The following is a 24,753-nucleotide window of genomic DNA, read 5'->3' as shown; positions in this document are numbered from 1 at the left end:
TGCGCAATTGCGCACCTGAGGTCTGGTGCTTGCGCACCATCCCGGCATCACGGGGCGGTATAGTGCGCCGTCACTTCTCCGCCAGATAGACCTCACCCAGCAGCGACGAATTCGACCACGGCACCTGCTTGTTCTTGGTGGTCGAGACCACCTCGGCCCGCACCCGCGTGAGCATCTGCTGCACCTCCAGCCCTGGCGTGCCGATATGGCGCGAGAGGGCGGCGGAAAACGGCGAGTTGGCGCCTTCGCCGTCGAGCGCCACCTGGCCCGGCGCGGTCGCGAACGCAATCAGCGTGCCGGCCCCCAGTGTCGCACCGGTGCCAAGACTCGTCGGCGCGGCGAGGCCCGAGGCGCCCTCGATGCCGCGACTGTTTCCGGCAGATGCGATCTGCTGCGCCATCGGATTGTTGCGGCATGCATCGAAGATCAGGATGTTGGTGCGGACCTGGTCGTCGAGGCCGGCCATGATCGTGTCCATGTCGATCATCGCCTCCGTCAGGCTCGCGCCGGGCTTGAGCGCGACGTCGACCGGAATGAGATAGTTGCGGCCGTCGACCTGCACGCCATGGCCGGCATAATAGACCAATGCCACCTGCGCCCGCGCGGCCTCGCGAAGAAAGTCGCGCGTCATCTTTTGCATCGCGGCGCGATCGAGATCGACACCTTCCGATACGCTGAAGCCGATGTCGCGCAGGCTCTTGGCGACCGCGCGTGCATCGTTGGGTGGATTGGGCAGCGCCTTGACGTGGGTATAGGCGCCGTTGCCGATCACCAGCGCCATGCGTGTGCCGCGAACGGCCGGGGCGGGCAATTGTGTCGGTGCCGCGCCGGTCTGTTGCGCGGCGGGGGCGGAGGTCGGCTGGGTCGTCGGTGAGGGCGCATCGCGCGGGATCGGCGCGGCCGCGTCCGTCAGCAGCGACAGGCGCACGCGTGCTGTGGCCTGGTTGGCCTTGCTGCCGGCATCAGACGCCACAATCGCCAAGGTTGCCTTATAGTCCTCGCCGGCGCGGGCGTAGTCGCCCTTGGCTTCATAGGCCAGCGCGCGGTGCGTGTAGCCGGAGATCAGCACGCTGTTGGGCGGCGTCATGATGTTGACCGGCGGCTTCTCCTTGGCGAGCCGGATCGCCTCGCTGCCGTCGGCGATGGCGCGATCGAGATCGCCCCTGGCGCGCCAGATTGCGGTGCGATTGATCAGCGGCTGCGGCAGCGAGGGATCGAGCCGGATCGCCTGGTTGATGTCGGCGAGCGCACCGTCGAGATCTCCGAGCGCTTCCTTCGAGATGCCGCGGTTCTGGAACGAGAACGTCGATTTCGGATCGGCCTTGATGGCCATGTCGTAGTCGGCGATCGCCTTGGCATAATCGTGCTTGCCGCGCCAGGCGTTGCCCCGATTGTGGAAGATGGCGCCGTTGGGCGGGCCGAGCTTCAGCGCATCGTCGAAATCGGCGATCGCGATGTCGTAGTCGCCCTTGTCGTAATAGGCCGAACCCCTGAGGTTATAGACCGCCTGGCTCGGCTGCAGCCGGATCGCGTCCGTCGCATCGGCGATGACCTTGGCGTAGTCGCCCTTCTTGTTCCAGCCAACCGCGCGCCAGAAATACACGGTGGCGAGTTGCTCGCCCTTGAAGACCTTTAGCGCGATGATCTTGGTGCAGGCGTCGACCATCTTGTCCGCCGGCGTGGTCTCGGTGGTGCAGAGCGGGCCGAGCTGGTTGCGCGGCTGCGCCGCCGCCGGCGCGGACCAGTGCGCGAACATGAGCAGGCAGAGCGTGACGAGGAGGCGGCGCATGGTGGTGTCTCATGCGAGAGGAGGGGCGCTTGTTTGTTGCCCGGCCAGCCGCAGGGGTTCAGCTCTCCCCGGGGGCACATAAGGCCCGCATCCGCTATTCCCTGAGTGGGCAGAATTTGCTAAGACGCAAGTCCCAACCCGTCTGCCCACCGATTTCCCACTCATGAAGAACGACGAAATCCTGAGCCAGATCACCGACTTCTGCCGCAAGGCGGACATGGCGGAATCGACGTTCGGCCGACGCGCGGTGAACGATGGGAAGCTGGTGCACCGCCTGCGCGAGGGAAAGCGCATCACCATCGACACGCTGGAGCGGATTCAGGCCTATATGGCGGCGTCGATGGCCGGCGGCGTGCCGCCGCCGCGGGGACTTCAGGTGCCCCCCGAGAAGCGCGATCCACGCGGCAATTTCCGCTTCTTCGAGAACCGCCAGAAATACCTGCTGTTCGTCCACACCTGCAGCGAAAAGCGGGTGATCGCGGACCGCGTCGCGCTGGAGCTTGCCTCCATTCATCCGCGTCCACCGGCGCTGCGCCTGTTCGACGCCGGCGTCGGCGACGGAACGGTGCTGGCGCGAGTGCTGCGCGCCACGCACCAGCGCTTTCCGCACATGCCGTTCTACGTCGCCGGCAAGGAGCTCAGCCTGGAGGACCTGCGCCTGACGCTGGAGAAGGTGCCGGACCGCATTTTCGAGCACCCGGCATCGGTGTTCGTGTTCACCAATATGTTCTACGCCGAGGCGCCCTGGCTGACGCCGGCGTCGCCTGCCGCGGCGGCGGCCACCGTCTGGCACGAAGTGCCGCTCCGCGGCGCTTCGTCGGGTGAATTCGAGCAGCAAATTGCGGAGCTGAGGCCTTTTCTGGAGCAGAACTGGCGCGCGGCGATCAGCCCGCGCACGGCCATGCCGCTCTACGAACGGCCGGTCGTCCTTGTGCTCTATCGCGAGGACCACAGGTTCCTGCTGGATTCGACCATTCCGCGGCCGGGCCAGACTGAGGCCAATTTCGACCTCGTCATAGCATCCCAGCCCTACCGGGCCCTGTCCTCGGTCAATTTCCGGGCCAAGCGGATCATTGCGCCTTTGGCGCGGGCGCTTCGGCCGGGCGGCAGGCTGATCGGAATCCACTCCCATGGGCAGGATCCAGGCATGGAAATGATCCAGGCGATCTGGCCCGGAGAAAATCCTTTCTCAGTCAGCCGTCATGAGCTACTGCGTGCAGTTAAGTATGAACTTGGATCGGTGGGCCGCGACTTAAATTTTAATGCTTATGCGGACAACCGCTCGATCTTCAGGTATGATATGGAAGCGCTGCCCAACGAGGTAACGGGCTCTATCGGAACCTCGACGGCTTTTGCAGCGTGGAATGCGGCGGTGTATGTCGCTCAGATTGAGGACGACCGATTGACAGAAATGACTCAAAACGGCCGCACTCTGGATGCCGCCAGGGATGTGCTGCGGAAGTATAACGGGCTCTGGTTTCTCGACGAATCCTACGTCATCTCGCGCCGGCGTGATTGACATCATTAAAAGTAAACATCGCAAACGCCCGCCGGCTAGCGGCGGAACAAGGGGTTACTGATGCGCGCGTCCTATCTCTTCACCAGCGAGTCCGTGTCCGAAGGCCATCCGGACAAGGTCTGTGACCGGATCTCCGACGAGATCGTGGATCTGTTCTACCGCGAAGGGCCGAAAGCCGGCATCGACCCCTGGCAGATCCGTGCCGCCTGCGAAACGCTCGCGACCACCAACAAGGTGGTGATCGCCGGCGAGACCCGCGGGCCGAAGTCGGTCACCAACGAGCAGATCGAGAGCGTCGTGCGCGGCGCGATCAAGGACATCGGCTACGAGCAGGAAGGCTTCCACTGGAAGACCTGCGATATCGAGATCCTCTTGCACCCGCAATCGGCCGACATCGCCCAGGGCGTCGACGCGCTGCAGCCGGGTGAGGTCAAGGAAGAAGGCGCGGGCGACCAGGGCATCATGTTCGGCTACGCCACCAACGAGACCCCCGATCTGATGCCGGCGCCGATCTTCTACGCCCACAAGATCCTGCGTCTGATCTCCGAAGCCCGTCACTCCGGCAAGGAGAAGGTGCTGGGTCCGGACTCCAAGAGCCAGGTCACCGTGCAATACGAGAACGGCAAGCCGGTCGGCGTGCGCGAGATCGTGGTCTCGCACCAGCATCTGGTTCCCGACCTCACCTCGAACCAGGTCCGGGAAATCGTCGAGCCCTATGTGCGCGAGGCGCTGCCGAAGGACTGGATCACCCCGAAGACGATCTGGCACATCAACCCGACCGGCAAGTTCTACATCGGTGGTCCCGACGGCGATTCCGGCCTGACCGGCCGCAAGATCATCGTCGACACCTATGGCGGCGCGGCCCCGCATGGCGGCGGCGCCTTTTCCGGCAAGGATCCGACCAAGGTTGACCGCTCCGCGGCCTACGCCGCACGCTACGTCGCCAAGAACATCGTCGCCGCCGGCCTTGCCGACCGCTGCACGCTGCAGCTGGCCTACGCCATCGGCGTGGCACGTCCGCTGTCGATCTACATCGACACCCATGGCACCGGCAAGGTTTCGGAAGACCAGCTCGAGAAGGCCGCGGCCAAGGCGATGGACCTCACCCCGCGCGGCATCCGCACGCATCTCGATCTCAACCGGCCGATCTACGCGCGCACCTCGGCCTACGGTCATTTCGGCCGCACGCCCGACAACGAGGGCGGCTTCTCCTGGGAGAAGACCGACCTCGTCGAGCAGCTCAAGCGCGCGCTCTGATTCACTTGCGTCGTTCCGGGGCGCCGCAACAACGGCGAACCCGGAGTTTTGCACCTTGCGGATTCCGGGTCGCTCGTTTCTCGAGCGCCCCGGAATGACGAGCCAAACAAACAGGAACCTCTCATGAACGCGAAGCCCGGCTTCACCGATTACATCGTCAAGGACATTTCGCTCGCCGATTTCGGCCGCAAGGAGCTCTCGCTGGCCGAGACCGAGATGCCCGGCCTGATGGCCACCCGCGAGGAGTACGGCCCGAAGCAGCCGCTGAAGGGCGCACGCATCGCCGGCTCGCTGCACATGACGATCCAGACCGGCGTGTTGATCGAGACGCTCGCCGCGCTCGGCGCCGACATCCGCTGGGTCTCCTGCAACATCTACTCGACGCAGGATCACGCTGCCGCTGCGATCGCGGCCGCCGGCATTCCCGTCTTCGCCGTCAAGGGCGAGACGCTGACCGAGTACTGGGACTACACCGCCAAGCTGTTCGACTGGCACGGCGGCGGTCACCCGAACATGATCCTCGACGACGGCGGTGACGCCACCATGTACGTCCATCTCGGCCTGCGTGCCGAGAACGGCGATACCGCCTTCCTCGACAAGCCCGGCTCCGAGGAAGAGGAGGTCTTCTTCGCGCTTCTGAAGAAGCAGCTCAAGGAAAAGCCGAAGGGCTACTTCGCCGGGATCGCCAACAGCATCAAGGGCGTCTCCGAGGAGACCACGACGGGCGTGCATCGTCTCTATGACATGCAGAAGGCAGGCACGCTGCTGTGGCCGGCCATCAACGTCAACGACAGCGTCACCAAGTCTAAGTTCGACAACCTCTATGGTTGCCGTGAATCGCTGGTCGACGGCATCCGCCGCGGCACCGACGTGATGCTGTCGGGCAAGGTCGCGATGGTCGCGGGCTTCGGCGACGTCGGCAAGGGCTCGGCCGCCTCGCTGCGCCAGGCCGGCTGCCGCGTCATGGTCTCGGAAGTCGATCCGATCTGCGCGCTGCAGGCGGCGATGGAAGGCTACGAGGTCGTGACCATGGAAGACGCCGCGCCGCGGGCCGACATCTTCGTCACCGCCACCGGCAACAAGGACATCATCACCATCGAGCACATGCGCGCGATGAAGGATCGCGCCATCGTCTGCAACATCGGTCACTTCGACAACGAGATCCAGATCGCGTCTCTGCGTAATCTGAAGTGGACCAACATCAAGCCGCAGGTCGACGAGATCGAATTCCCCGACAAGCACCGCATCATCCTGCTGTCGGAGGGCCGCCTCGTGAACCTCGGCAACGCGATGGGCCATCCGTCCTTCGTGATGTCGGCGTCCTTCACCAACCAGACGCTGGCGCAGATCGAGCTGTTCGCCAACAACAAGGACGGCAAGTACGAGAAGAAGGTCTACGTGCTGCCCAAGACGCTCGACGAGAAGGTCGCCCGCCTGCACCTCTCCAAGATCGGTGTCAAGCTCACCCAGCTGCGCAAGGACCAGGCCGACTATATCGGCGTGAAGCAGGAAGGCCCGTACAAGTCGGATCACTACCGCTATTGAGCCACAGGTTCGACGAACCATCGACCCAAAGCCCCGGAGCGATCCGGGGCTTTGTTGTTTCGGGACATGGAATTCAACTCGCTTTGCAGTTGGGGCACTCTGATTGCCGATTGACGGCCAGCAGCGGCAGGCGGACAATCCGCCCCGGCGGAGGAAGCCATGCAACAAGAACATTTCGACGTGCTGATCGTCGGCGCCGGGCTATCAGGCATCGGCGCCGGCTATCATCTGCAGACCAAGTGTCCGGCCAAGAGCTACGTCATCCTCGAAGGCCGCGACTGCATCGGCGGCACCTGGGACCTGTTTCGCTATCCCGGCATCCGCTCGGACAGCGACATGTTCACGCTCGGCTATTCGTTCAAGCCGTGGACCGACCCGAAGGCGATCGCCGACGGCCCGCAAATCCTGAACTATGTGCGCGAGACTGCTAGCGAGAACGGCATCGACAAGCACATCCGCTATCATCATCGCGTCAAGCGCGCGGCGTGGTCGACACCGGACGCGCGCTGGACGGTGGAAGCCGAGCGAATCTCTGGCGAGGGCGCGGCCGAGCTCGTGCGGTTCACCTGCAACTTCCTGTTCATGTGCTCGGGCTATTATAAATACGAGGCGGGCTATACGCCGGAGTTCAAGGGCGTGGCGGATTTCGCCGGCCGCATCGTGCATCCGCAGAAGTGGACCGAGGACATCGACTACGCGGGCAAGCGTGTCGTCGTGATCGGCTCGGGCGCGACAGCGGTGACGCTGGTGCCGGAGCTCGCCAGGAAGGCGACGCAGGTCACCATGCTGCAGCGCTCGCCGACCTATGTGGTGTCGCGGCCGGCGCAGGATCCCCTCGCGAACAAGCTGCGCCGCAATCTGCCGGCGCGATTCGCCTATCACCTGATCCGCTGGCGCAACGTGATGTGGGGAATGTTCTTCTTCCAGCTCAGCCGGCGCAGGCCGGCGAAGGTGAAGGATCTTATCCTCAAGGGCGTGAGAATCGCGCTCGGCCCGGACTACGACGTCGCGACCCACTTCACGCCACGCTACAATCCCTGGGACCAGCGGCTGTGCCTCGTGCCCGATGGCGACCTCTTCAAGGCGATCCGCGAGCAGCGCGCCAGCGTCGTCACCAGCGAGATCGACACCTTCACGCGTGACGGCATTCGGCTGAAGGACGGCCGCGAGCTGGCCGCCGACATCATCGTGACGGCGACCGGGCTGGTGCTCCAGGTCGTCGGCGGCCTCGAGGTCAGCGTCGACGGCCGCTCCGTCGATTTCGCCAACACGTTGACCTACAAGGGCATGATGTATGCCGACGTGCCGAACATGGCTTCGGCCTTCGGCTACACCAACGCGTCCTGGACGCTGAAATGCGACCTCACTTGCGAATATGTCTGCCGGCTCATCAATTACATGGACCGGCACAATTTCCGCCAGTGCATGCCGCACAATGACGATCCCACCATCACGGCGCAGCCTTCGCTCGATTTCACCTCGGGCTACGTGCAGCGCTCGATCGCCAAAATGCCGAAGCAGGGGTCGAAGCGGCCGTGGCGGCTCCACCAGAACTACGCGCTCGACATCGTCTCGTTGCGCTTCGGCCGGATCGACGACGGCGTGATGCAGTATTCCTGATCGCGCCCGGCAATGCGTTGTTTCGCGTATTCGGCCGCTTGGCTGAATCGGCGATGGTTCCGGAACGGTTAACGCCGATTTAACGGATGAGTCCTAGCCTGTCTCGGCCGGGGTTACTCGCAAGGCCGAGGTGAGCCCAATGGAAGCCCAGAGAATAGCGGTCGACGCCGTCGTCGCGCTGACCGATTGCGACCGCGACGCCGTCATCGCCTTCATCCGCCGGCTTTACCTCGCCGGCGTCACCGACCCCAAGCGCCTGACCTTCAAGGGCCTGCAGGCGCTGTCGCGGGCCTGATTCGGCTCGTTTCGGCCGGTTTTTGACCCGAGTTCCATCCCCTTGCTCTCCCCGGCGTGATTGCAACCCACCGGTGAATATCTTGCCGCTCGGGCCGGGTCGGGCTACACGACACCCCGGCTGGGTCACTTGGGATTGGGGAAATGCTGAAACAGCTTTTTGCGCCGCAGCTCGTCATTTTGTATGTGCTTGCGGCCTCGACGATTTACGTTCACTTCCGCGGCAAGCAGCGGCTGCGCTTCGCGCGCCAGCTCGGCGATCACTCGACCTATCTCGCACCTTACAATGTGCTGATGTATGCGGGCTCGGCGGTGCCGAACAAGCCGGTGATCTCGGTCGATCAGTTTCCGGAGCTGAAGCCCCTCAGCGAGAACTGGGAGACCATCCGCGACGAGGCCGTGCGCCTGTTCGATGAAGGTTTTATCCGCGCGGCGGCGAAGAACAACGACTGGGGCTTCTACTCGTTCTTCAAGAGCGGCTGGAAGCGGTTTTACCTGAAGTGGTACGACGACTTCCTGCCGTCGGCGAACACGCTGTGTCCGAGGACGGTGGAGCTGCTCAAGTCGATCCCGAGCGTGCATGGCGCGATGTTCGCGATGCTGCCGCCCGGCGGCAAGCTCGGCGCTCACCGTGATCCCTTCGCCGGCTCTCTGCGCTATCACCTTGGCCTGGTCACGCCGAACTCGAACAAGTGCCGGATCCTCGTCGACGGCGTCGAATGCGTATGGCGCGATGGCGAAGCCTTCATGTTCGACGAGACCTTCATCCACAGTGCCGAGAATGCGACTGAGGTCAACCGCATCATCCTGTTCTGCGACGTCGAGCGCCCGATGAAGTACGGCTTCATGACCGCGATCAACCGCTGGGTCAGCCATCACATCGTCAAGGCGTCGGCGACCCAGAACGTCGATGGTGAGCATGTCGGCGTGCTCAACAAGGTGTTCGGCAAGCTTTACGAAATCCATCTCGCCAGCCGCAAGGTGAAGGAGTGGAACCGCAACGTCTATTACGCGCTGAAATACTCGCTGACGGCGCTGATCCTCGGCCTGATCGTGTATTCGGCAATCAGTTGATCGGCGCATCCCGATGAGCTCCTTGCCGGTCGCAACGCCAGGGATCGTGGAGTTCTTCCATCATTGGCTGGACACCTTCGCAGGGTATGTCCGCGAGGTCGATTACGCCTCGGCGCGGCCGCTCTTCCATCCGGACGTGCTCGCCTTCGGCACCCATAACGACGTCATCCCCGGCCTCGATCAATGGGTCAAGACGCAATGGGACAATGTCTGGCCGAAGACGGCCGACTTCCGTTTCGTCCTCGATCAGACGTCCGTTCTGGCATCACCGGACGGCATGATGGCAACCGTGATCGCGCCGTGGACGAGCACAGGCTATCATCCCGATGGCAGCACGTTCGCGCGCCCCGGCCGCGCGACGATGGTGTTTTCGAGGAACGGCGATGGCTGGCTGTGCGTGCATTCGCACATGTCGCTCAACCGCGGTGTGCCGCAGGCGAGCCATGCCAATCGGCCGGTGAAGGCCTGGTAGTTCGACCACGTGCACGATCGACATGCAAAAGGCCCCATTCCGGGGCCTTTTGAGTCCGAGCTGGAGCAACCCTTATTCCGGCTGGCCGATGCTCACCTTCAGCGTGCCGACGCCGTCGACGCCGCATTCGAGCTTGTCGCCGGGCTGGAGCTGCGACACGCCGGCGGGCGTGCCGGTCATGATGATGTCGCCGGCGGCGAGCTTCACCTGCTGGGAGAGCTGCCAGATGATCTCGGGCACGTTCCAGATCAATTCGGTCAGGTCGCCCTTCTGCGCTTCCTTGCCGTTGACCGTCAGCCAGATCTTGCCCTTGGCGGGATGGCCGATCTTCGAGGCCGGCTGCAGCGCGGAGCAGGGCGCCGAATAGTCGAACGACTTGCCGATCTCCCACGGGCGCTCCTTCTTGCGCGAGGCGATCTGGAGGTCGCGGCGGGTAAGGTCGATGCCGACGCCGTAGCCGTAGACGTGATCCAGCGCCTTATCCGCGGGAATGTTCAGTCCACCGCTCTTCATCGCGACGATCAGCTCGACCTCGTGATGCAGATCCTTGGTCAGCGGCGGGTAGGGAATGGTGGCGCCGTCGGGCACCAGCATGTCGGCATGCTTGGCGAAGAAGAACGGCGGGGCGCGCTCGTCATTGCCCATCTCTCGGATGTGCTCGAGATAGTTGCGGCCGACGCACCAGATGCGGCGCACCGGATAGCGGCCGCTCTCGCCGACGACGGGAAGCGAAGCCTGGGGCGGAAGCGGGATGACGTAGGAGGCGGCGTTCATGGAGCGGTCTCGCTGGTCTTGCGGTGGTCTTGGGGTGAAGAAAACTCTAGGCGGTTGCACTGATCGGCGCCAGCCCCAAGGGGCTGCTGCCGTGTTGCTGCAGCCGGAAGAACGAGGCATAGCGGCCGCCGCGGCGGAGCAGCTCGTCATGGCGGCCCTGCTCGACGATCTCGCCGCCCTCGACCACCAGGATGCTGTCTGCGTGCATGATGGTGTGCAGGCGGTGCGCGATCACGATGGTGGTGCGGTTCTGGCAGAGATGCTCGATCGCCTCCTGCACCTGCCGTTCGGATTCGGAATCGAGGGCTGCGGTGGCTTCGTCCAAGAGGATGATCGGCGCGTTCTTGAGCAGCGCGCGCGCGACGGCAATGCGCTGGCGCTGTCCGCCCGAGAGTTGCGTCCCGTGCTCGCCGACCGGCGTGTCGTAGCCGAGCGGAAAGCCCGTGATGAAGTCGTGCGCGCAGGCCGCCTTCGCCGCCTCGACGATCTCGTCCTCGCTGGCGCCTGGCTTGCCGAAGGCGATGTTGTTGCGGATGGTGTCGCGGAACAGATAGACGTCCTGGCCGACATAGGCGGTCTGGGCGCGCAGCGATTTGCGCGAGACCGACGAGATCGACTGGCCGTCGATCACGATGTCGCCCTGCGTCACCTCGTAGAAGCGTAGGAGCAGCCCCAGCACGGTCGACTTGCCGCCGCCGGAAGGGCCGACCAGCGCAGTCACCTTGCCGGGCTCGGCGACGAAGCTCATGCGGTTGAGCACGGTCTCGCCCGAGCGGTAGCAGAAGCTGACGTCGCGCAGCTCGATGCGGGCATCGGTCAGCTTCAGCGCCGGCTTGTCGTCGTCGGACTGCTCGCTCGCGGGGCTGTCGACGACTTCGAGCAGCATGCGGGCGCCGACGAGCTGGCTGTTGAGATCGATGTTGAGCCTGGCCAGCCGCTTGGCCGGCTCGGTCGCCATCAGGAACGCGGTCATGAAGGAGAAGAACGCGCCGGGCGTGGCGTTGAGCGCGACCACGGCATAGCCGCCGTACATCAGGCAGCCCGCGACCGCGAAGCCGCCGAGCATTTCCATCAGCGGGTTGGAGCGGTTGGCGACGCGGGCCATCTTGTTGGCGTTGCGCTCGACGATGGCGATGTTCTCGTCGATGCGCTTTTGCATGGTCTCTTCGAGCGTGAACGCCTTGACTGTGCGGATGCCCTGCAGCGATTCCTGCATCGTCTCCATGATGTCGGCGGTGCCGGTGAACTGGTTGAAGGCGAGGCCCTTGATGCGCTTGACCAGCTTGCGCAGCACCAGCATCGCCGGCGGCACCGCGACGAGGCCGATGAATGACATCAGCGGGTCCTGCCAGACCATTACGCCGATCATGGCGAGCAACATCAAGAGATCGCGCCCGATCGCGTTCACCAGCATGTTCAACACGTCGGTGATCGACTTGGCGCCGGCGGTCAGCCGCGCGAGAAATTCAGAGGAGTGCCGCTCGGAGAAGAAGCCGACGCTTTCGCGCATCAATTTTGCGAACAGCTGGCGCTGATTGGTGGCAAGGATCGCGTTGCTGATCTTGGTCAGGATCACCATGTGGCCGTAGGTCGCCACGCCCTTGACGAACAGCAGAGCGACCGTGATCCCTGAGAACATCGCGATGCCCGGGATGTTCTTGTCGACATAGGCCTGGTTGATGACCTGGCCGAGGACGTAGGTCGCAGCAGCGGTCGCACCGGCGGCGAGCGCCATCAGTGCGAAGGCGGCGAGGTAGCGTCGCCAGTAGACGATTCCCTGTTCTGTGATCAGGCGGCGAATCAGGACCGCTGCCGCGTAGGGATCGTCGGTGATTTTCTTTGGAAACTGGGCCATCCGGTGTCCATTGACGGCGCAGGACAAAAGCCTGCCCGCGCGTCAGGGATCGATGGGCCTCTGTGCCCGCTCAGCTACGGTTTTTCAAGTCCAATTAAGGGCTTGCGCTTGGGATGATTCTAGGCGGAGGCGGCGTGGCGGAGCTCGCCATGGCGCTCGCGGAACAGCTTGTCCTCCCAGGCCAGTGCATGGGCCGCGATGGTCTCGAGGTCCTCGTATTGCGGCCGCCAGTCGAGCAGGCTGCGGATCCGGCTGGTGTCGGCAACCATGGTCATGATGTCGCCGGGCCGGCGCGGGGCGTATTGCACGGCGAAGCTGCGGCCCGAAACCCGGCGCACCGCGTCGATGGTCTCCAGCACCGAATAGCCGCGGCCATAGCCGCAATTCAGCGTGGTCGAAGCGCCGCCATTGCGCAGATAAGCGAGGGCCGAGCGATGGGCCTGAGACAGGTCCGTGACGTGGATGAAGTCGCGGATGCAGCTACCGTCGGGGGTCGGATAGTCGGTGCCGAACACGTCGATCTTGGCGCGCTGGCCGGTGGCGGCCTCCACCGCGATCTTGAGCAGATGCGTGGCGCCGACGGTGGCAAGCCCGATGCGCGCCTGCGGATCGGCGCCGGCGACGTTGAAATAGCGCAAGGTCACGTATTGCATGCCGTAGGCGGCAGCAACGTCGTGCAGCATGATCTCCGTCATCAGCTTCGAAGAGCCATAAGGCGACAGCGGCCGCGTCGGCGCGTGCTCCGGCACCGGCACCTGGTCCGGATTGCCGTAGACGGCAGCGGTCGAGGAGAAGATGAAGCGGCCAATGCCGCGCTTGACCGCCACGTTGAGCAGGTTGCGCGCGGTCGTGAAGTTGTTGCGGTAATAGCCGAGCGGATCGCGCATCGAATCCGGTACGACGACGGAGCCCGCGAAATGGATGATGCTCTCGATGTCGTGCTGGGCGATCACGCCTTCGAGCAGGTTCTCGTCGCCGGCATCGCCGATGAACAGCGGCACGCCTTCGGGCAGATACGCCGAGAAACCGGTGGAGAGATCGTCGATCACGACGACGTCCTCGCCGGCTTCCGCCAGCGCCAGGACCGTGTGACTTCCGATGTAGCCGGCGCCGCCGGTGACTAGCACAGTCATGATCTCACCCGTCTTCCATCAACGCGCAAGGCTAGCGCTTGCGTGGTGAAGAGGGGGTATCGGCAGCCCTGAACTGGTCACTATGCTTAATGTTGCGTATAGGGACTTTGCAAAATGGAGCGTGTCGTGGCGAATTCCCCCGGCGATCTCGAGGTGATCGTGCCAAATCTGCACAGGCGCTATTCCGGGGTCACCGCGACCAACCGGATGGTGGCGCCGCGGCTGGCAAAGCTGTACCGCGCCGCCTGGTTTGGCTCCGACGCGCCGGCGGGGATCGCGCGCCTGAGCATTGGAGATTTCCTCAAGCTGTGGCGCCGCAAGGCGCCGCTGATCTGGCATGCGCGCCGCAACAACGAGATGATCGCCGGCGTTGGCTTGCGCGCGCTCGGCTGGCCGCTCAAGCTCGTGTTCACCTCGGCGGCGCAGCGGCATCACAGCTGGATCACGCGCTGGCTGATCCGGCGCATGGACGCGATCATCGCAACCTCAGATCTCTCGGCCTCGTTCCTGAAGGTGAAGGCGACGGTGATCCCGCATGGCGTCGACACCGACGTCTACGCGCCGCCGGAGAATCGCGCCGCTGCGTTCGCCGAAGCCGCGCTGCCGGGCCGCTACGCCATCGGCTGCTTCGGCCGCGTGCGGGCGCAGAAGGGCACCGACGTGTTCGTCGATGCGATGTGCCGTCTGCTGCCGCGCTATCCGGATTTCACCGCCGTCATCGTCGGGCAGGTGACGGCGGAGCAGACGCCCTTTGCCAACGACCTGAAGAAGCGGATCGAGGCAGCCGGCCTGCAATCGCGCATCGTCATCACCGGCGAATTGCCGATCGAAGCGGTGCAGCGCTGGTATCAGCGCCTGACGATCTACGCCTTCACCTCGCGCAACGAAGGCTTTGGGCTGACGCTGATCGAGGCGATGGCGGCGGGTAGTGCGCTGGTTGCCGCACGCGCCGGCGCGGCCGAGCTCGTCGTCGAGGATGGTGTCACGGGCGTGCTGATCCCGACGGGAGATGCCGACGCGCTAGCGGCAGCGCTCGAGCCGCTGATGCGCGATGTGGCCGCGGCGACGACGATGGGCGAGCGTGCTCGACAGCGCGTCCTCGAGAGATTCAGCCTCGATGCCGAAGCAGCGCGCATCGGCGAGGTCTATCGGCCGCTGCTGTAAGCACGGCTCCTGGGGCGCAAAACAAAAACTGCGAAAACAACCCCATGCACAGTAGCCGGGGTCAGCAAAATCAAGGACTTGGCCGAGAGCTCGCTCGACTGCGGATTTTTCGAATCGCTTTTGACTCGTCGGGCAAAACACTGGCAGAATGCCATCATTGGCGCGAGCCGCGATCGCCTCAGCTGTTTGCCCGCGCTCCGGTCTCCCCCAGCACACGCTGCGCGATCCCCACCACCTCGCTCGCCGCAATATTCCGCATGCAGCGGTGGTCGTTCACCTTACAGACCGTGCTCTGGCAGGGCTGGCAGGGCAACGCTTCCTTGTCCTGCACCATTGTCGCGGCGAGGCCGTTCAGCGGGGCCCAGAGGTAGGGGCTGGTGGGACCGAAGATGCCCATGGTCGGCGTGCCCAGGGCGGCTGCGATGTGCATCAGGCCGGAATCGTTGGAGATCGCAACGCTGGCGGCGGCCATTGCGAGGACGCCGTTGCGCAAGTCGGTGCCGGTGAGATCGCGGACGCCGGGGCGGCCGGCGGCGACGATCTCCTGGGCGAGGCCCTTTTCGGCGGGGCCGCCGACCACCCAGACCTCGAGGCCGCGCTCGACCAGCAGGCGGGCAGCTTCGGGATAATAGGTCCAGCGCTTGGAGACGCCGACCGAGCCCGGGGCGAGCGCCACCGCGGCGCCGGCGCCGAGACCATTGGCCTCGCGCCAGCGGGCGATCTCCTCGGCCGGGACGCGCAGTTGCGGCACCGGCCATTCCGCCGGCAGGGGCGCGCCGTCGGGCTCGGCGAGGGCGGCGTTCTTGTCGATGAAGCGGGGCAGCTTCTTCTCGCCCCAGCGCCAGCGGTTGAGCAGGCCGAACCGGAACTCGCCGACGAAGCCGATCCGTTCAGGAATACCGGCGAGTGCGGGCGCGATGGCCGCCTTCCAGGTCCGGGGCAGCACCAGGGCAGTGCCGTAGTTCCGTTTCCGCAGCAGCTCGGCCAGGCCGAACTGGCGTGCGACGGCCAGCCGGCTGCGCGGCATGTCCCAGACGATACCGGCGCGCACCCCGGGCATGTAATCGACCAGCGGGGCGCACAGGGACGTGGTGAGAAGATCGACCGGCCGGTTCGGCCAGCGCTCCTTCAGGACCCGCACGACGGTGTGGTTCCGCACGAAATCGCCGATCCACATGTAGGGAACGATCAGGATCGGGCGCGTGTCGCTCCGGTCTGCATCACTACCAAGTTGCGAATCAATATTCATTCGTTATGGGGGCCGAGCGCGTGCCGATATCGCGGTTCGGTTAGCCGCTCCGGGCCGATAGGTAAAGCCGGCAGAACCGCTATCCCAAAACCGCTTACACTTTGGCGGATCATGCGCTAGGGCAGGATCGGGCACTAAAATCGGGCAGGTAGGTGGAATGTTGCTGGTGACCGGCGGGGCCGGTTTTATCGGATCGAATGTCGTGGCCGCGCTGAACGAGGCCGGTCGCAGCGACGTCGTGATCTGCGATCTCCTCGGAACCGAAGGCAAGTGGCGCAACCTCGCCAAGCGGCAGCTTGTGGATATCGTTCCCCCGGCCGAGCTGATGGACTGGCTGAAGGGCCGCAATCTGGAGGCCATGATCCATCTCGGGGCGATTTCCGCGACCACAGCCACCGACGGCGATCTCGTCATCGAGACCAATTTCCGCCTGTCGATGCGCCTTCTGGACTGGTGCACGATGAACGCGGTGCCGTTCATCTACGCGTCTTCGGCGGCGACCTATGGCGACGGCACGGAAGGCTTCGACGACGATTCCTCGCTTTCGGCGCTGAAGAAATTGCGGCCCATGAATCTCTACGGCTGGAGCAAGCACCTGTTCGATCTTGCTGTTGCCGAACGTCTGGTGCGCGGCGATCGCCTGCCGCCGCAATGGGCCGGCCTCAAATTCTTCAACGTGTTCGGCCCGAACGAATATCACAAAGGCTCGATGATGAGCGTGCTGGCGCGGCGCTTTGACGACGTGAGGGCAGGCCGCGTCGTGCAGCTGTTCAAGTCGCATCGCGAGGGCATCGAGGACGGCGATCAGCGTCGCGATTTCATCTATGTCGACGACGTCGTGCGCGTCGTCCTGTGGCTGCTCGCGAAGCCGTCGGTGTCGGGCCTGTTCAACGTCGGCACCGGCAAGGCGCGCAGCTTCAAGGACCTCATGCTGGCTGCCTATGCGGCGCTCGGCACCAGGCCCAACATCGAATACGTCGACATGCCCGAGCAGATCCGGGGCAGCTATCAGTATTTCACCCAGAGCGAGGTCGATCGTCTGCTCCGCGCCGGCTATAACGGCGGCTTCACGACGCTCGAGGACGCGGTGAAGGCCTATGTCGGGGATTATCTCGACCGGCCCGATCGCTTTCGCTGAGGCCCTTTCGACCATGCCGACGCCCATTCTCGATTTCGATGCCCTTGCGCAAGCCATCTCAGGCCGTACGGTGCTGTGCATCGGCGACATCATGCTGGACGAGTTCGTCTACGGCGAGGTGTCGCGGATCTCGCCGGAAGCGCCGGCGCCCGTCATCGCCGCCCAGCGCAGCGAGACCCACGTCGGCGGCGCCGGCAACGTCGCGCGCAACGTCGCTTCGCTCGGCGCGCGCTGCATCTTCGTCGGCCTGATCGGCGAGGACGACGCCGGTATGCGGCTCGAGGCAGCGCTCAATGATCAAGCCGGCATCGAGAGCGTGCTGGTGCGCGACGCCTCGCGGCCGACCACGCGAAAAGTCCGTTTCGTCTCCGAACATTTTTCCACGCACATGCTGCGCGCGGATTGGGAGCAGGCGCTGGCTGCGTCCGACGACGTCGAAACGAAACTGATCGACGCGATCCTGCCGCAGATCGCGCGCGCCGACATCGTGCTGCTGTCCGACTATGCCAAGGGCGTGCTGACAGCGCGCGTGATCCGCCACACCATCGATGCCGCGCGCAAGCTCGGCAAGCCCGTCATCGTCGATCCCAAGAGCCTGAACTGGGCGATCTATCGCGGCGCCACGCTGCTCACGCCCAACCGCAAGGAATTCTCGGAAGCGACCCGCAGCCGCGCCGAAACGGTGCAGAGCATCGTCGAGGCCAGCGAGGACGTGATGCGGCTCGCCGATTGCGAGGCGATCCTGGTCACCCAGGGCGAGCACGGCATGACCTTGGTGCCGCGGAATGGCGGGGCCGTTCACGTGCCGGCCGTCCCGGTGAAGGTGCGCGACGTCTCCGGCGCCGGTGACACCGTCGCCGCTGCGCTTGCGGTGTCGCTCGCGGCCGGCGCGGACTGGGACACGGCGCTGCGCATGGCCAATGCCGCCGCCGCCGTCGCCGTCGGCAAGCAGGGCACCGCCAGCGTCAGCGCGGCCGAGCTGCGACGCAAGATCCTGCCGCATGCCACGCTCGCGGCCGAGGAGAAGATCGTGCTCGATCCGGCCGCACTCGACGCGCAGCTCGCCGAATGGAAAAGGCAGGGCCTGCGCGTCGGCTTCACCAACGGCTGTTTCGACATCCTTCATCCCGGCCACGTCAAGGTGCTGACCGCGGCGCGCGCCGCCTGCGACCGCCTGATCGTGGGGCTCAACAGCGACGCCTCGGTGCGGCGGCTGAAGGGTGCCGATCGTCCGGTCCAGGACGAGCGCGCGCGCGCCGAGGTGCTCGCCGCACTGGAGGCCGTCGACCTCGTCGTCATCTTCGCGGAGGACACGCCGATCGACCTGATCACCAGGATCAAGCCCGGCGTGCTGGTGAAGGGCGGCGACTACACCCGCGAACAGGTGGTCGGCCACGAGGTGGTCGAGGCCGCGGGCGGGGCGGTCGTGCTGGTCGACATTCTCCAGGGCTTCAGCACGACGGCGCTGGTGCATCGCGCCAGGGGAGAGAGCAAGTGACGGCGCTCGCACGCGAAACGACCAGCGAAATGTTGAATCGCCGCCTGCGCAGCCCCGCTGCCTGGCGCGAGACCGTCGATCTGTTTGCGATCCTGACCGCGGCCTCGCTGCCCTGGTCGACCTCGCTTGCCGGCATCTTCAACGCGCTGATGCTGCTCTGCATGGTGCCGTTCCTCGATTTGCGCGCGTTCCTGCAATCGCTGAAGCGCCCGATCTGCATCGCGCCGATCGCGCTCGTCTTTCTCGCGCTGCTGGGGACGCTGTGGTCGGACGCGGCCTGGGGTGCGCGCCTCTACGCGGTCAATCCAACCGTCAAGCTGCTCGTGCTGCCGGTCCTGCTCTATCATTTCGAGCGCTCGCCGCGCGGACACTGGGTCTTCATCGCCTTTCTGGTGTCCTGCGCCTTGTTGTCGGTGATGTCCTGGCTGGTCGCGTTCTACCCGAACCTTGCGCTCAAGACCGATCCGCCCGAACGCGGCATCTTCGTCAAGAACTACATCGACCAGAGCCAGGAATTCGCGCTCTGCGCGGTCGCGCTGGCCTATCCGATCGTGATGCTGTTGCGCGAGAAGCGCTATTGGCTCGCCGGGCTGCTGACGGCGCTGGCACTGAGCTTCTTCATCAACATGACCTTCGTGGTGGTGTCACGCACCGCGCTCGTCACCATTCCGATCATGCTCGGGGTCTTTGCGCTGCTTCACCTCAGATGGCGCAGCATCGCGATCATCTCCGGCGCGCTGCTCGTCGGCGCCGTTCTCGCCTGGCAGGCCTCGCCGCAATTGCGCCATACCGCCGAGCGGTTTACCACCGATTACAGCGGTTATGTGGAGCGAGGCGAAGCAACCTCCATGGGCATGCGGCTCGAATTCTGGCGCAAGTCGCTCGGCTTCTTCGCGGAGGCGCCGATCATGGGGCACGGCACCGGTTCGACCCGCGGGTTGTTCGAACGCGTCGCGACGCCCGCCGGTGAGCGCCGGGCGTCAGCCGAGGTGATTGGCAACCCGCACAACCAGACGCTCAACGTTGCTGTGCAATGGGGAGCAATCGGCATCGTCATTCTCTACGCGATCTGGATATTGCATCTCCGGTTGTTCCGCGGCGACGGGCTTGCCAACTGGATCGGGCTGCTGGTGGTGGTGCAGAACGTCTTCACCTCACTGTTCAACTCGCATTTGTTCGATTTCCACGAGGGCTGGATGTACATCATTGGCGTCGGCGTCGCCGGCGGAATGGTGATCCGGGAACAACAGCTCGGGGCGAAGATGGGGGAAGCCGGTTTCTGAGGGGCCGCGCGGCTGGCAAGTCTTGTCCAGATAGGCTATCAGCTCGGTCAGGTTGTATCCAATGGGGATTTCATCGGTCGGCGGATGACGCGGCTTTCGCATCTCACCTCGCGCAATTTCCTGATCGCGCTCCACGACCTGCTCGCGACCACGGCGGCGCTTTTTGCCGCCTTCTATCTGCGATTCGAGGGTGGCGAGGGCTTCTTCGAGCGCCTGCCGCTGCTGTTCCAGATCCTGCCCTACTTCCTCGCCTTCAGCGTGGTCGTTTTCTTCGTCCTCAACCTGACCACGACGAAATGGCGCTTCATCTCGCTGCCGGATGCGCTGAACATCATTCGTGCGGCGACCGTGCTGACGGTTGCGCTGCTCGTGCTCGACTACATCTTCGTTGCCCCCAACGTCCGCGGCGCCTTTTTCCTCGGCAAGGTGACGATCGTCCTCTACTGGTTCCTCGAGATCTCCTTCCTCAGCGCGCTGCGCATGACCTACCGCTACTTCCGCTATACGCGGGTGCGCCGTGATGCGAGGACCGGTGATGCGGCGCCAACGCTGCTGATCGGCCGCGCCGCGGATGCCGAGGTGCTGCTGCGCGGGATCGAGAGCGGGGCGATCAAGCGGATCTGGCCGGTCGGCGTGCTGTCGCCGTCGAACGCCGACCGCGGCCAGTTCATCCGCACCGTGCCGGTGCTGGGGGGCATCGACGACGTCGAGGACGTCATCGCCGACTTCGCCAAGCGCAACAAGCCGATCGCGCGCCTCATCATGACGCCGTCGGCGTTCGAGCCGGAGGCCCATCCGGAATCGATCCTGATGCGGGCGCGCAAGCTCGGCGTGATCGTCAACCGGATGCCCTCGCTGGAGAGCGGCGACACGCCGCGGCTCACGGCGGTTGCGGTCGAGGACCTCCTGCTGCGGCCGAGCGAGAAGATCGACTATGCGCGCCTCGAGGCCCTGATCAGGGGCAAGGCCGTGCTCGTCACCGGTGGCGGTGGCTCGATCGGCTCGGAGATCTGCGAGCGCGTCGTGGCCTTCGGCGCAGCCCGGCTCCTGATCGTGGAGAACTCGGAGCCGGCGCTCTATGCGATCTCCGAAGCGCTCGCCGCCCGCCGGGCGGCAGCCGCCATCGAGGCGCGGATCGCCGACATCCGCGACCGTGAGCGCATCATGCGCGTGATGGCGGAGTTCAAGCCGGACATCGTATTTCACGCCGCGGCGCTCAAGCACGTTCCGATCCTCGAACGCGACTGGAGCGAGGGCGTCAAGACCAACATCTTCGGCTCGATCAACGTTGCGGACGCCGCGGTGGCGGCCGGCGCCGAGGCGATGGTGATGATCTCGACCGACAAGGCGATCGAGCCGGTGTCGATGCTCGGCCTGACCAAGCGTTTCGCGGAGATGTACTGCCAGGCGCTGGATCACGACCTCGCCGCCGGCGCGCGCGGGGCCAAGCCGCCGATGCGGCTGATCTCGGTGCGGTTCGGCAACGTGCTGGCCTCGAACGGCTCGGTGGTGCCGAAGTTCAAGGCCCAGATCGAGGCCGGCGGCCCAGTGACCGTGACGCATCCCGACATGGTCCGCTACTTCATGACGATCCGCGAGGCCTGCGATCTCGTGATCACCGCGGCCACGCATGCGCTCGGAACCCAGCGTCCCGACGTCTCCGTCTACGTGCTCAACATGGGCCAGCCGGTGAAGATCGTCGACCTCGCCGAGCGCATGATCCGCCTGTCCGGTCTGCAGCCCGGCTACGACATCGAGATCGTGTTCACCGGCATGCGCCCGGGCGAACGCCTGCACGAGATCCTGTTCGCCTCGGAGGAGCCGACCCGCGAAATCGGCGTCCCCGGAATCATGGCTGCGCAGCCGAACGAACCGCCGATGCTGACGCTGCGCAAATGGATCGCGGCGCTGGAGCAGGCGATCATACGCGACGATCGCGCCACCATCAGGACCATCCTGAAGGACGCGGTCCCCGAATTCGGGTCGACCGCCGCCTGACCATTGTTGCGCGATCTCGCGCTCGGGGATCAACGATGAGCGAACGTAAGCCAGTCGTGCTGGTGACGGGAGCGAACGGCTTCATCGGCCGTCATCTCGGGCAGGCGCTGGCGTGCGAGGGATGGTCGGTCCGCCCCGCGGTCCGCAAGCGGCAGGGCATCGACGGCGAGGTCGTGATCGAATCGATCGGCCCCGACACCGACTGGCAGGCCGCGCTCAAGGGGGTGGAGGCGGTCGTCCACCTTGCCGCGCGCGTGCATCACAGGCGCGAGGAGCATGCTGCCCAGCTCTACCAGGACGTCAACACCGCCGGCACCGTGCGCCTGGCGCGCAGCGCGGCGATGGCGGGCGTGCGCCATTTCATCTTCATCAGCACCGTGCTGGTGCATGGCCGCAGCAACGAGGGCAGGGCCCCGTTCAGCGAGAACGACGTCTTGACGCCTCGCGGCCTCTACGGGACGTCCAAGGCCGCGGCCGAGGCGGGCCTGAGGACGCTCGCGCGCGAGAGCGACATGAAGATCTCCGTGATCAGGCCGCCCATGGTCTATGGCGCGAGCGCCAAGGGAAGCTTCGCTCTGTTGATGCGCGCGATGAACCTTGGGGTGCCGTTGCCGTTCGCCGCGATCCGCAATCGCCGCGCCTTCCTTGCCGTGCAGAACCTGTCGTCCTTCATCCTGCATCGGCTCGCTCATCCAGATGCGGCCGGCCATTTCGAGATCTTCCTGCTCGCCGACAGCGAGCAGTTCTCGACGCCCGAATTCATCGCGCGTCTGGCGAAGGCGTCCGGCAAGAGGCCGCGACTGTTCGGCATGCCGCCGGGCCTGCTCAGCGCGCTTTTCCGCGTGATCGGCCGGCAGGACATGCATGACAGCCTGATCGGCTCGCTCGAGCTCGACGTCTCCAAGGCGCTCGCGACCGGTTGGCGGCCGGAGGTTTCCCTCGACGAGGGGCTGCGGCTCGCCGTTTCGGCTCAAGTCACCTGAGCGCCGGAGAAACGCCGCAAGGAGAATGCGACGGCGGCCGCCCCTGCGATGAGGCAGACGATCGTGACCGCCATCGAGCCGGAGCGAACGATAGCGATGGCGAGCATTGCCAGTACGAGATTGAGCGCGAATGCTTCGCCGACCACGCGCTTCACCGTGAATCCGTTATCGGTCGCACGCTGATAAAAGTGGGTGCGGTGCGCCGACCAGAACGGTTCGCGCCGGATGATGCGCCGAAACAGCGTGATGGTGGAGTCGGCAAGATAATAGGCAGGCAACAGCAGCGCCGCGGCCGGCTGCCCCCGAAACGCAAGCTCCAACAGGCACCAGCCGAGCAGGAGGCCGATCGGCAGGCTGCCGACATCGCCCAGGAAGACTCTTGCGACCGGACGGTTGAACGGCGCAAAGCCGAGCATGGCGCCGCACAGCGCGGTGGCGATCAGCATGGCCGGCCATGAGAGATCCCCGAGCATTCCCAGCAGCAGCAGCGCAGCGGTGACCGGAACGACTTCCGCCACCGTCATCAGGTCGAGCCCGTCCATGAAGTTGACGAGGTTCACGAACCAGACGCCGGCAAGGACGATGAGGCCGCGCTCCAGCGCGAGCGGCAGCGCCGGCACGATGCGCGCGGTGTCGGGGGCGGTGAACACCACGGCGCCGACGCAGGCGGCCTGCAGCACCAGTCGCACCAGCACGGGCAGCGACACGATGTCATCGGCGAAGCCGACCAGCGCGATCACGACGGTCGCGGCGACCAGCGCCGGCGGGATCGCGACATTGGCGGAGGCCGCCCACAGCGAGGCAACGATCAGCGTCGCGGCGATCACCGCGATGCCGGCGCCCTGCGGGGTCGGGACGCGATGTGAGGAGCGCGCGTTCGGCCGCGCCAGCGCGTAGCGCTGCAGCAGGGGGCGGCTGGTCCAGGTGACGAGCGCCGAGATCAGCGCGGCGGCCGCAACGGCAAGCAGCAGGGCCGCGCCGGCGAGCACATCGGCGGTCGAGCTCACTCCGGCACTCCGATCGGGGCCGACCCTTGCGCGGCTTTCTCGGCGCTGAGGATCCAGACCAGGCCGCCGACTGCCCCGACCAGGAAGAAGACGGCGCCGAACAGCAGCGAGACGTTGACGCCCTCGTTGGCGGAAAGTCCCGCGAAGCCGAACGCAAGGCTCATCGTGGCTTCACGCACGCCCCAGCCGGCGATCGAGATCGGCATCATCGTGATCAGCATCACCGGCGGCACGAGCAGAAAGACGTCGCTGAAGCGAACCGGGGCCCCAATCGACTGCACGACGCACCAGGCGATGACGACGGCGAGCACGTGAACGAGGACCGACAGGATCGCGACGATGGGGCCGCTGGTGCGGCTGAAGATCACGCGATCGGCGATGACGGCGCAGGCGTGGATGTGATGCGTTGCCCACCAGGTCTTCAGCCATCGCCATTTCAGCGCGCCGAAGATCAGGAAGCCGAGGCCGCCGGCGAGCGCCAGGAGGTCGATGAGCAGCAGCGCCGAGCGCCCGTGCGGATCGGTGATGAGGGTGTAGCTCCAGGGCAGGCTGGCGACGATCACGATCGCGAGCGCGATGAGGCCGATGGCGCGGTCGACGAAGATCGAGTAGGTCGCCGTGCGCCAGCCGGCGCCGGCGCGGGCGACCAGCCACAGCCGCACCGCATCGCCGCCGATCGCCGACGGCAGCGTCTGGTTGAAGAACGAGCCGATCACATTGTATCGCATGGCGCGGCCGAGCTCGAGCGGCGCGCCGCAGGCGGCGCTGATCTCGCGCCAGCGCAGCACGCCGACGAAGATCTGCAGGAACGTGACCGCGATCGCCACACCGAGCCAGAACAGGCTGGTCAGGGTGAATCGGGAAAACAGCTCGGACAGGTCGACCTTGCGCAGCGCCAGATAGAGCAGCGCCGCGGAAATCAGGATCTTGGCCGTCGACAACAGGATTCGGCGCATCTCGTCCGCATGAACAGGGTTTGCGAAGATTTGAGGCAACCCGACGCGAGGCGCCGAATTCGGCCGCTTTGGTATGGTTTTGGCGCCGATCTTGCAATAGCCGTCATTAGAGCCGTCATTAGAGCCGCCGTTAAGGACGCCATGA

General features: G+C 65.2%; 20 protein-coding genes. 13 read left to right on the top strand and 7 right to left on the bottom strand.

Annotated features, from left to right (window positions below; translation table 11 throughout):
• Nucleotides 1–70: 70 nt before the first annotated feature.
• A complete protein-coding gene (locus HZZ16_RS11995) occupies nucleotides 71–1,789 on the bottom strand; it encodes a caspase family protein (protein WP_197948660.1) in 1,719 nt (572 codons plus the stop codon).
• A gap of 163 nt (nucleotides 1,790–1,952) precedes the next feature.
• On the opposite strand from HZZ16_RS11995, the gene HZZ16_RS11990 reads away from it, so the two are divergent.
• The 7 genes from HZZ16_RS11990 to HZZ16_RS11960 all read left to right on the top strand — a co-directional run bounded on the left by HZZ16_RS11990 (nucleotide 1,953) and on the right by HZZ16_RS11960 (nucleotide 9,570).
• Nucleotides 1,953–3,308, top strand: a complete 1,356-nt coding sequence (locus HZZ16_RS11990; protein ID WP_197948659.1) for a hypothetical protein — start codon at nucleotides 1,953–1,955, stop codon at nucleotides 3,306–3,308.
• 60 nt (nucleotides 3,309–3,368) lie between these two features.
• A complete protein-coding gene (gene metK / locus HZZ16_RS11985) occupies nucleotides 3,369–4,565 on the top strand; it encodes a methionine adenosyltransferase (RefSeq protein WP_172785319.1) in 1,197 nt (398 codons plus the stop codon).
• Nucleotides 4,566–4,688: 123 nt separating this feature from the next.
• Complete coding sequence (gene ahcY / locus HZZ16_RS11980) at nucleotides 4,689–6,110, top strand: adenosylhomocysteinase (RefSeq protein WP_197948658.1); 1,422 nt, start codon at nucleotides 4,689–4,691, stop codon at nucleotides 6,108–6,110.
• 159 nt (nucleotides 6,111–6,269) lie between these two features.
• Nucleotides 6,270–7,730, top strand: a complete 1,461-nt coding sequence (locus HZZ16_RS11975; protein WP_197948657.1) for a flavin-containing monooxygenase — start codon at nucleotides 6,270–6,272, stop codon at nucleotides 7,728–7,730.
• Nucleotides 7,731–7,869: 139 nt separating this feature from the next.
• Nucleotides 7,870–8,025 carry a hypothetical protein gene (locus HZZ16_RS11970; protein ID WP_007612486.1) on the top strand — a complete coding sequence of 52 codons (156 nt, stop codon included), beginning with the start codon at nucleotides 7,870–7,872 and terminating at the stop codon, nucleotides 8,023–8,025.
• A gap of 143 nt (nucleotides 8,026–8,168) precedes the next feature.
• Entirely contained in the window at nucleotides 8,169–9,098 is a 930-nt protein-coding gene (locus HZZ16_RS11965; protein ID WP_197948656.1) for an aspartyl/asparaginyl beta-hydroxylase domain-containing protein, read from the top strand.
• Between the two features lie 13 nt (nucleotides 9,099–9,111).
• Nucleotides 9,112–9,570, top strand: coding sequence for a YybH family protein (locus HZZ16_RS11960; RefSeq protein ID WP_197948655.1), 459 nt, complete (start codon nucleotides 9,112–9,114; stop codon nucleotides 9,568–9,570).
• 72 nt (nucleotides 9,571–9,642) lie between these two features.
• Here the strand turns inward: HZZ16_RS11960 and HZZ16_RS11955 are convergent, their stop codons facing one another.
• The 3 genes from HZZ16_RS11955 to galE form a co-directional block, all read right to left on the bottom strand.
• The gene (locus tag HZZ16_RS11955) at nucleotides 9,643–10,344 is read right to left on the bottom strand and encodes a fumarylacetoacetate hydrolase family protein (protein WP_197948654.1); all 702 of its coding nucleotides are present in this window, start codon (nucleotides 10,342–10,344) and stop codon (nucleotides 9,643–9,645) included.
• A 46-nt stretch (nucleotides 10,345–10,390) separates the two neighbouring features.
• Nucleotides 10,391–12,199, bottom strand: coding sequence for an ABC transporter ATP-binding protein (locus tag HZZ16_RS11950; RefSeq protein WP_197948653.1), 1,809 nt, complete (start codon nucleotides 12,197–12,199; stop codon nucleotides 10,391–10,393).
• 119 nt (nucleotides 12,200–12,318) lie between these two features.
• Nucleotides 12,319–13,332, bottom strand: a complete 1,014-nt coding sequence (gene galE, locus HZZ16_RS11945) for a UDP-glucose 4-epimerase GalE (RefSeq protein WP_197948652.1) — start codon at nucleotides 13,330–13,332, stop codon at nucleotides 12,319–12,321.
• A gap of 126 nt (nucleotides 13,333–13,458) precedes the next feature.
• Between galE and HZZ16_RS11940 the strand changes: the two genes are divergently transcribed.
• On the top strand, nucleotides 13,459–14,496 hold the full coding sequence (locus HZZ16_RS11940; protein ID WP_197948651.1) for a glycosyltransferase family 4 protein: 1,038 nt from the start codon (nucleotides 13,459–13,461) through the stop codon (nucleotides 14,494–14,496).
• A 178-nt stretch (nucleotides 14,497–14,674) separates the two neighbouring features.
• Here HZZ16_RS11940 and waaF read toward each other — a convergent pair whose 3' ends face one another.
• Nucleotides 14,675–15,745, bottom strand: a complete 1,071-nt coding sequence (gene waaF, locus HZZ16_RS11935) for a lipopolysaccharide heptosyltransferase II (RefSeq protein WP_197948650.1) — start codon at nucleotides 15,743–15,745, stop codon at nucleotides 14,675–14,677.
• A gap of 157 nt (nucleotides 15,746–15,902) precedes the next feature.
• Here waaF and rfaD point away from each other — a divergent pair, with 157 nt between their 5' ends.
• The 5 genes from rfaD (at nucleotide 15,903) to HZZ16_RS11910 (ending at nucleotide 22,645) form a co-directional block, all read left to right on the top strand.
• The gene (gene rfaD, locus HZZ16_RS11930; protein ID WP_197948649.1) at nucleotides 15,903–16,883 is read left to right on the top strand and encodes an ADP-glyceromanno-heptose 6-epimerase; all 981 of its coding nucleotides are present in this window, start codon (nucleotides 15,903–15,905) and stop codon (nucleotides 16,881–16,883) included.
• Between the two features lie 13 nt (nucleotides 16,884–16,896).
• Nucleotides 16,897–18,381 carry a D-glycero-beta-D-manno-heptose-7-phosphate kinase gene (gene rfaE1 / locus HZZ16_RS11925; protein ID WP_197948776.1) on the top strand — a complete coding sequence of 495 codons (1,485 nt, stop codon included), beginning with the start codon at nucleotides 16,897–16,899 and terminating at the stop codon, nucleotides 18,379–18,381.
• Complete coding sequence (locus tag HZZ16_RS11920; protein ID WP_197948648.1) at nucleotides 18,378–19,664, top strand: O-antigen ligase family protein; 1,287 nt, start codon at nucleotides 18,378–18,380, stop codon at nucleotides 19,662–19,664. The genes rfaE1 and HZZ16_RS11920 overlap by 4 nt, the downstream gene beginning before the upstream one ends.
• Before the next feature lie 84 nt (nucleotides 19,665–19,748).
• Nucleotides 19,749–21,662 carry an SDR family NAD(P)-dependent oxidoreductase gene (locus HZZ16_RS11915; RefSeq protein WP_197948647.1) on the top strand — a complete coding sequence of 638 codons (1,914 nt, stop codon included), beginning with the start codon at nucleotides 19,749–19,751 and terminating at the stop codon, nucleotides 21,660–21,662.
• A gap of 35 nt (nucleotides 21,663–21,697) precedes the next feature.
• Nucleotides 21,698–22,645, top strand: a complete 948-nt coding sequence (locus HZZ16_RS11910; protein ID WP_197948646.1) for an NAD-dependent epimerase/dehydratase family protein — start codon at nucleotides 21,698–21,700, stop codon at nucleotides 22,643–22,645.
• On the opposite strand, the gene HZZ16_RS11905 is transcribed toward HZZ16_RS11910, so the two are convergent.
• Complete coding sequence (locus HZZ16_RS11905) at nucleotides 22,633–23,652, bottom strand: MraY family glycosyltransferase (RefSeq protein WP_311974126.1); 1,020 nt, start codon at nucleotides 23,650–23,652, stop codon at nucleotides 22,633–22,635. The genes HZZ16_RS11910 and HZZ16_RS11905 overlap by 13 nt on opposite strands.
• Entirely contained in the window at nucleotides 23,649–24,608 is a 960-nt protein-coding gene (locus tag HZZ16_RS11900) for a lysylphosphatidylglycerol synthase transmembrane domain-containing protein (protein WP_197948645.1), read from the bottom strand. The genes HZZ16_RS11905 and HZZ16_RS11900 overlap by 4 nt, the downstream gene beginning before the upstream one ends.
• Nucleotides 24,609–24,753: the final 145 nt, after the last annotated feature.

Source organism: Bradyrhizobium glycinis (assembly GCF_016031655.1).
GTDB classification, from domain to species: Bacteria; Pseudomonadota; Alphaproteobacteria; order Rhizobiales; family Xanthobacteraceae; genus Bradyrhizobium; species Bradyrhizobium glycinis.
The sequence above is the reverse complement of the archived record's forward strand: the minus strand, read 5'-3'. Positions and strand labels throughout refer to the sequence as shown.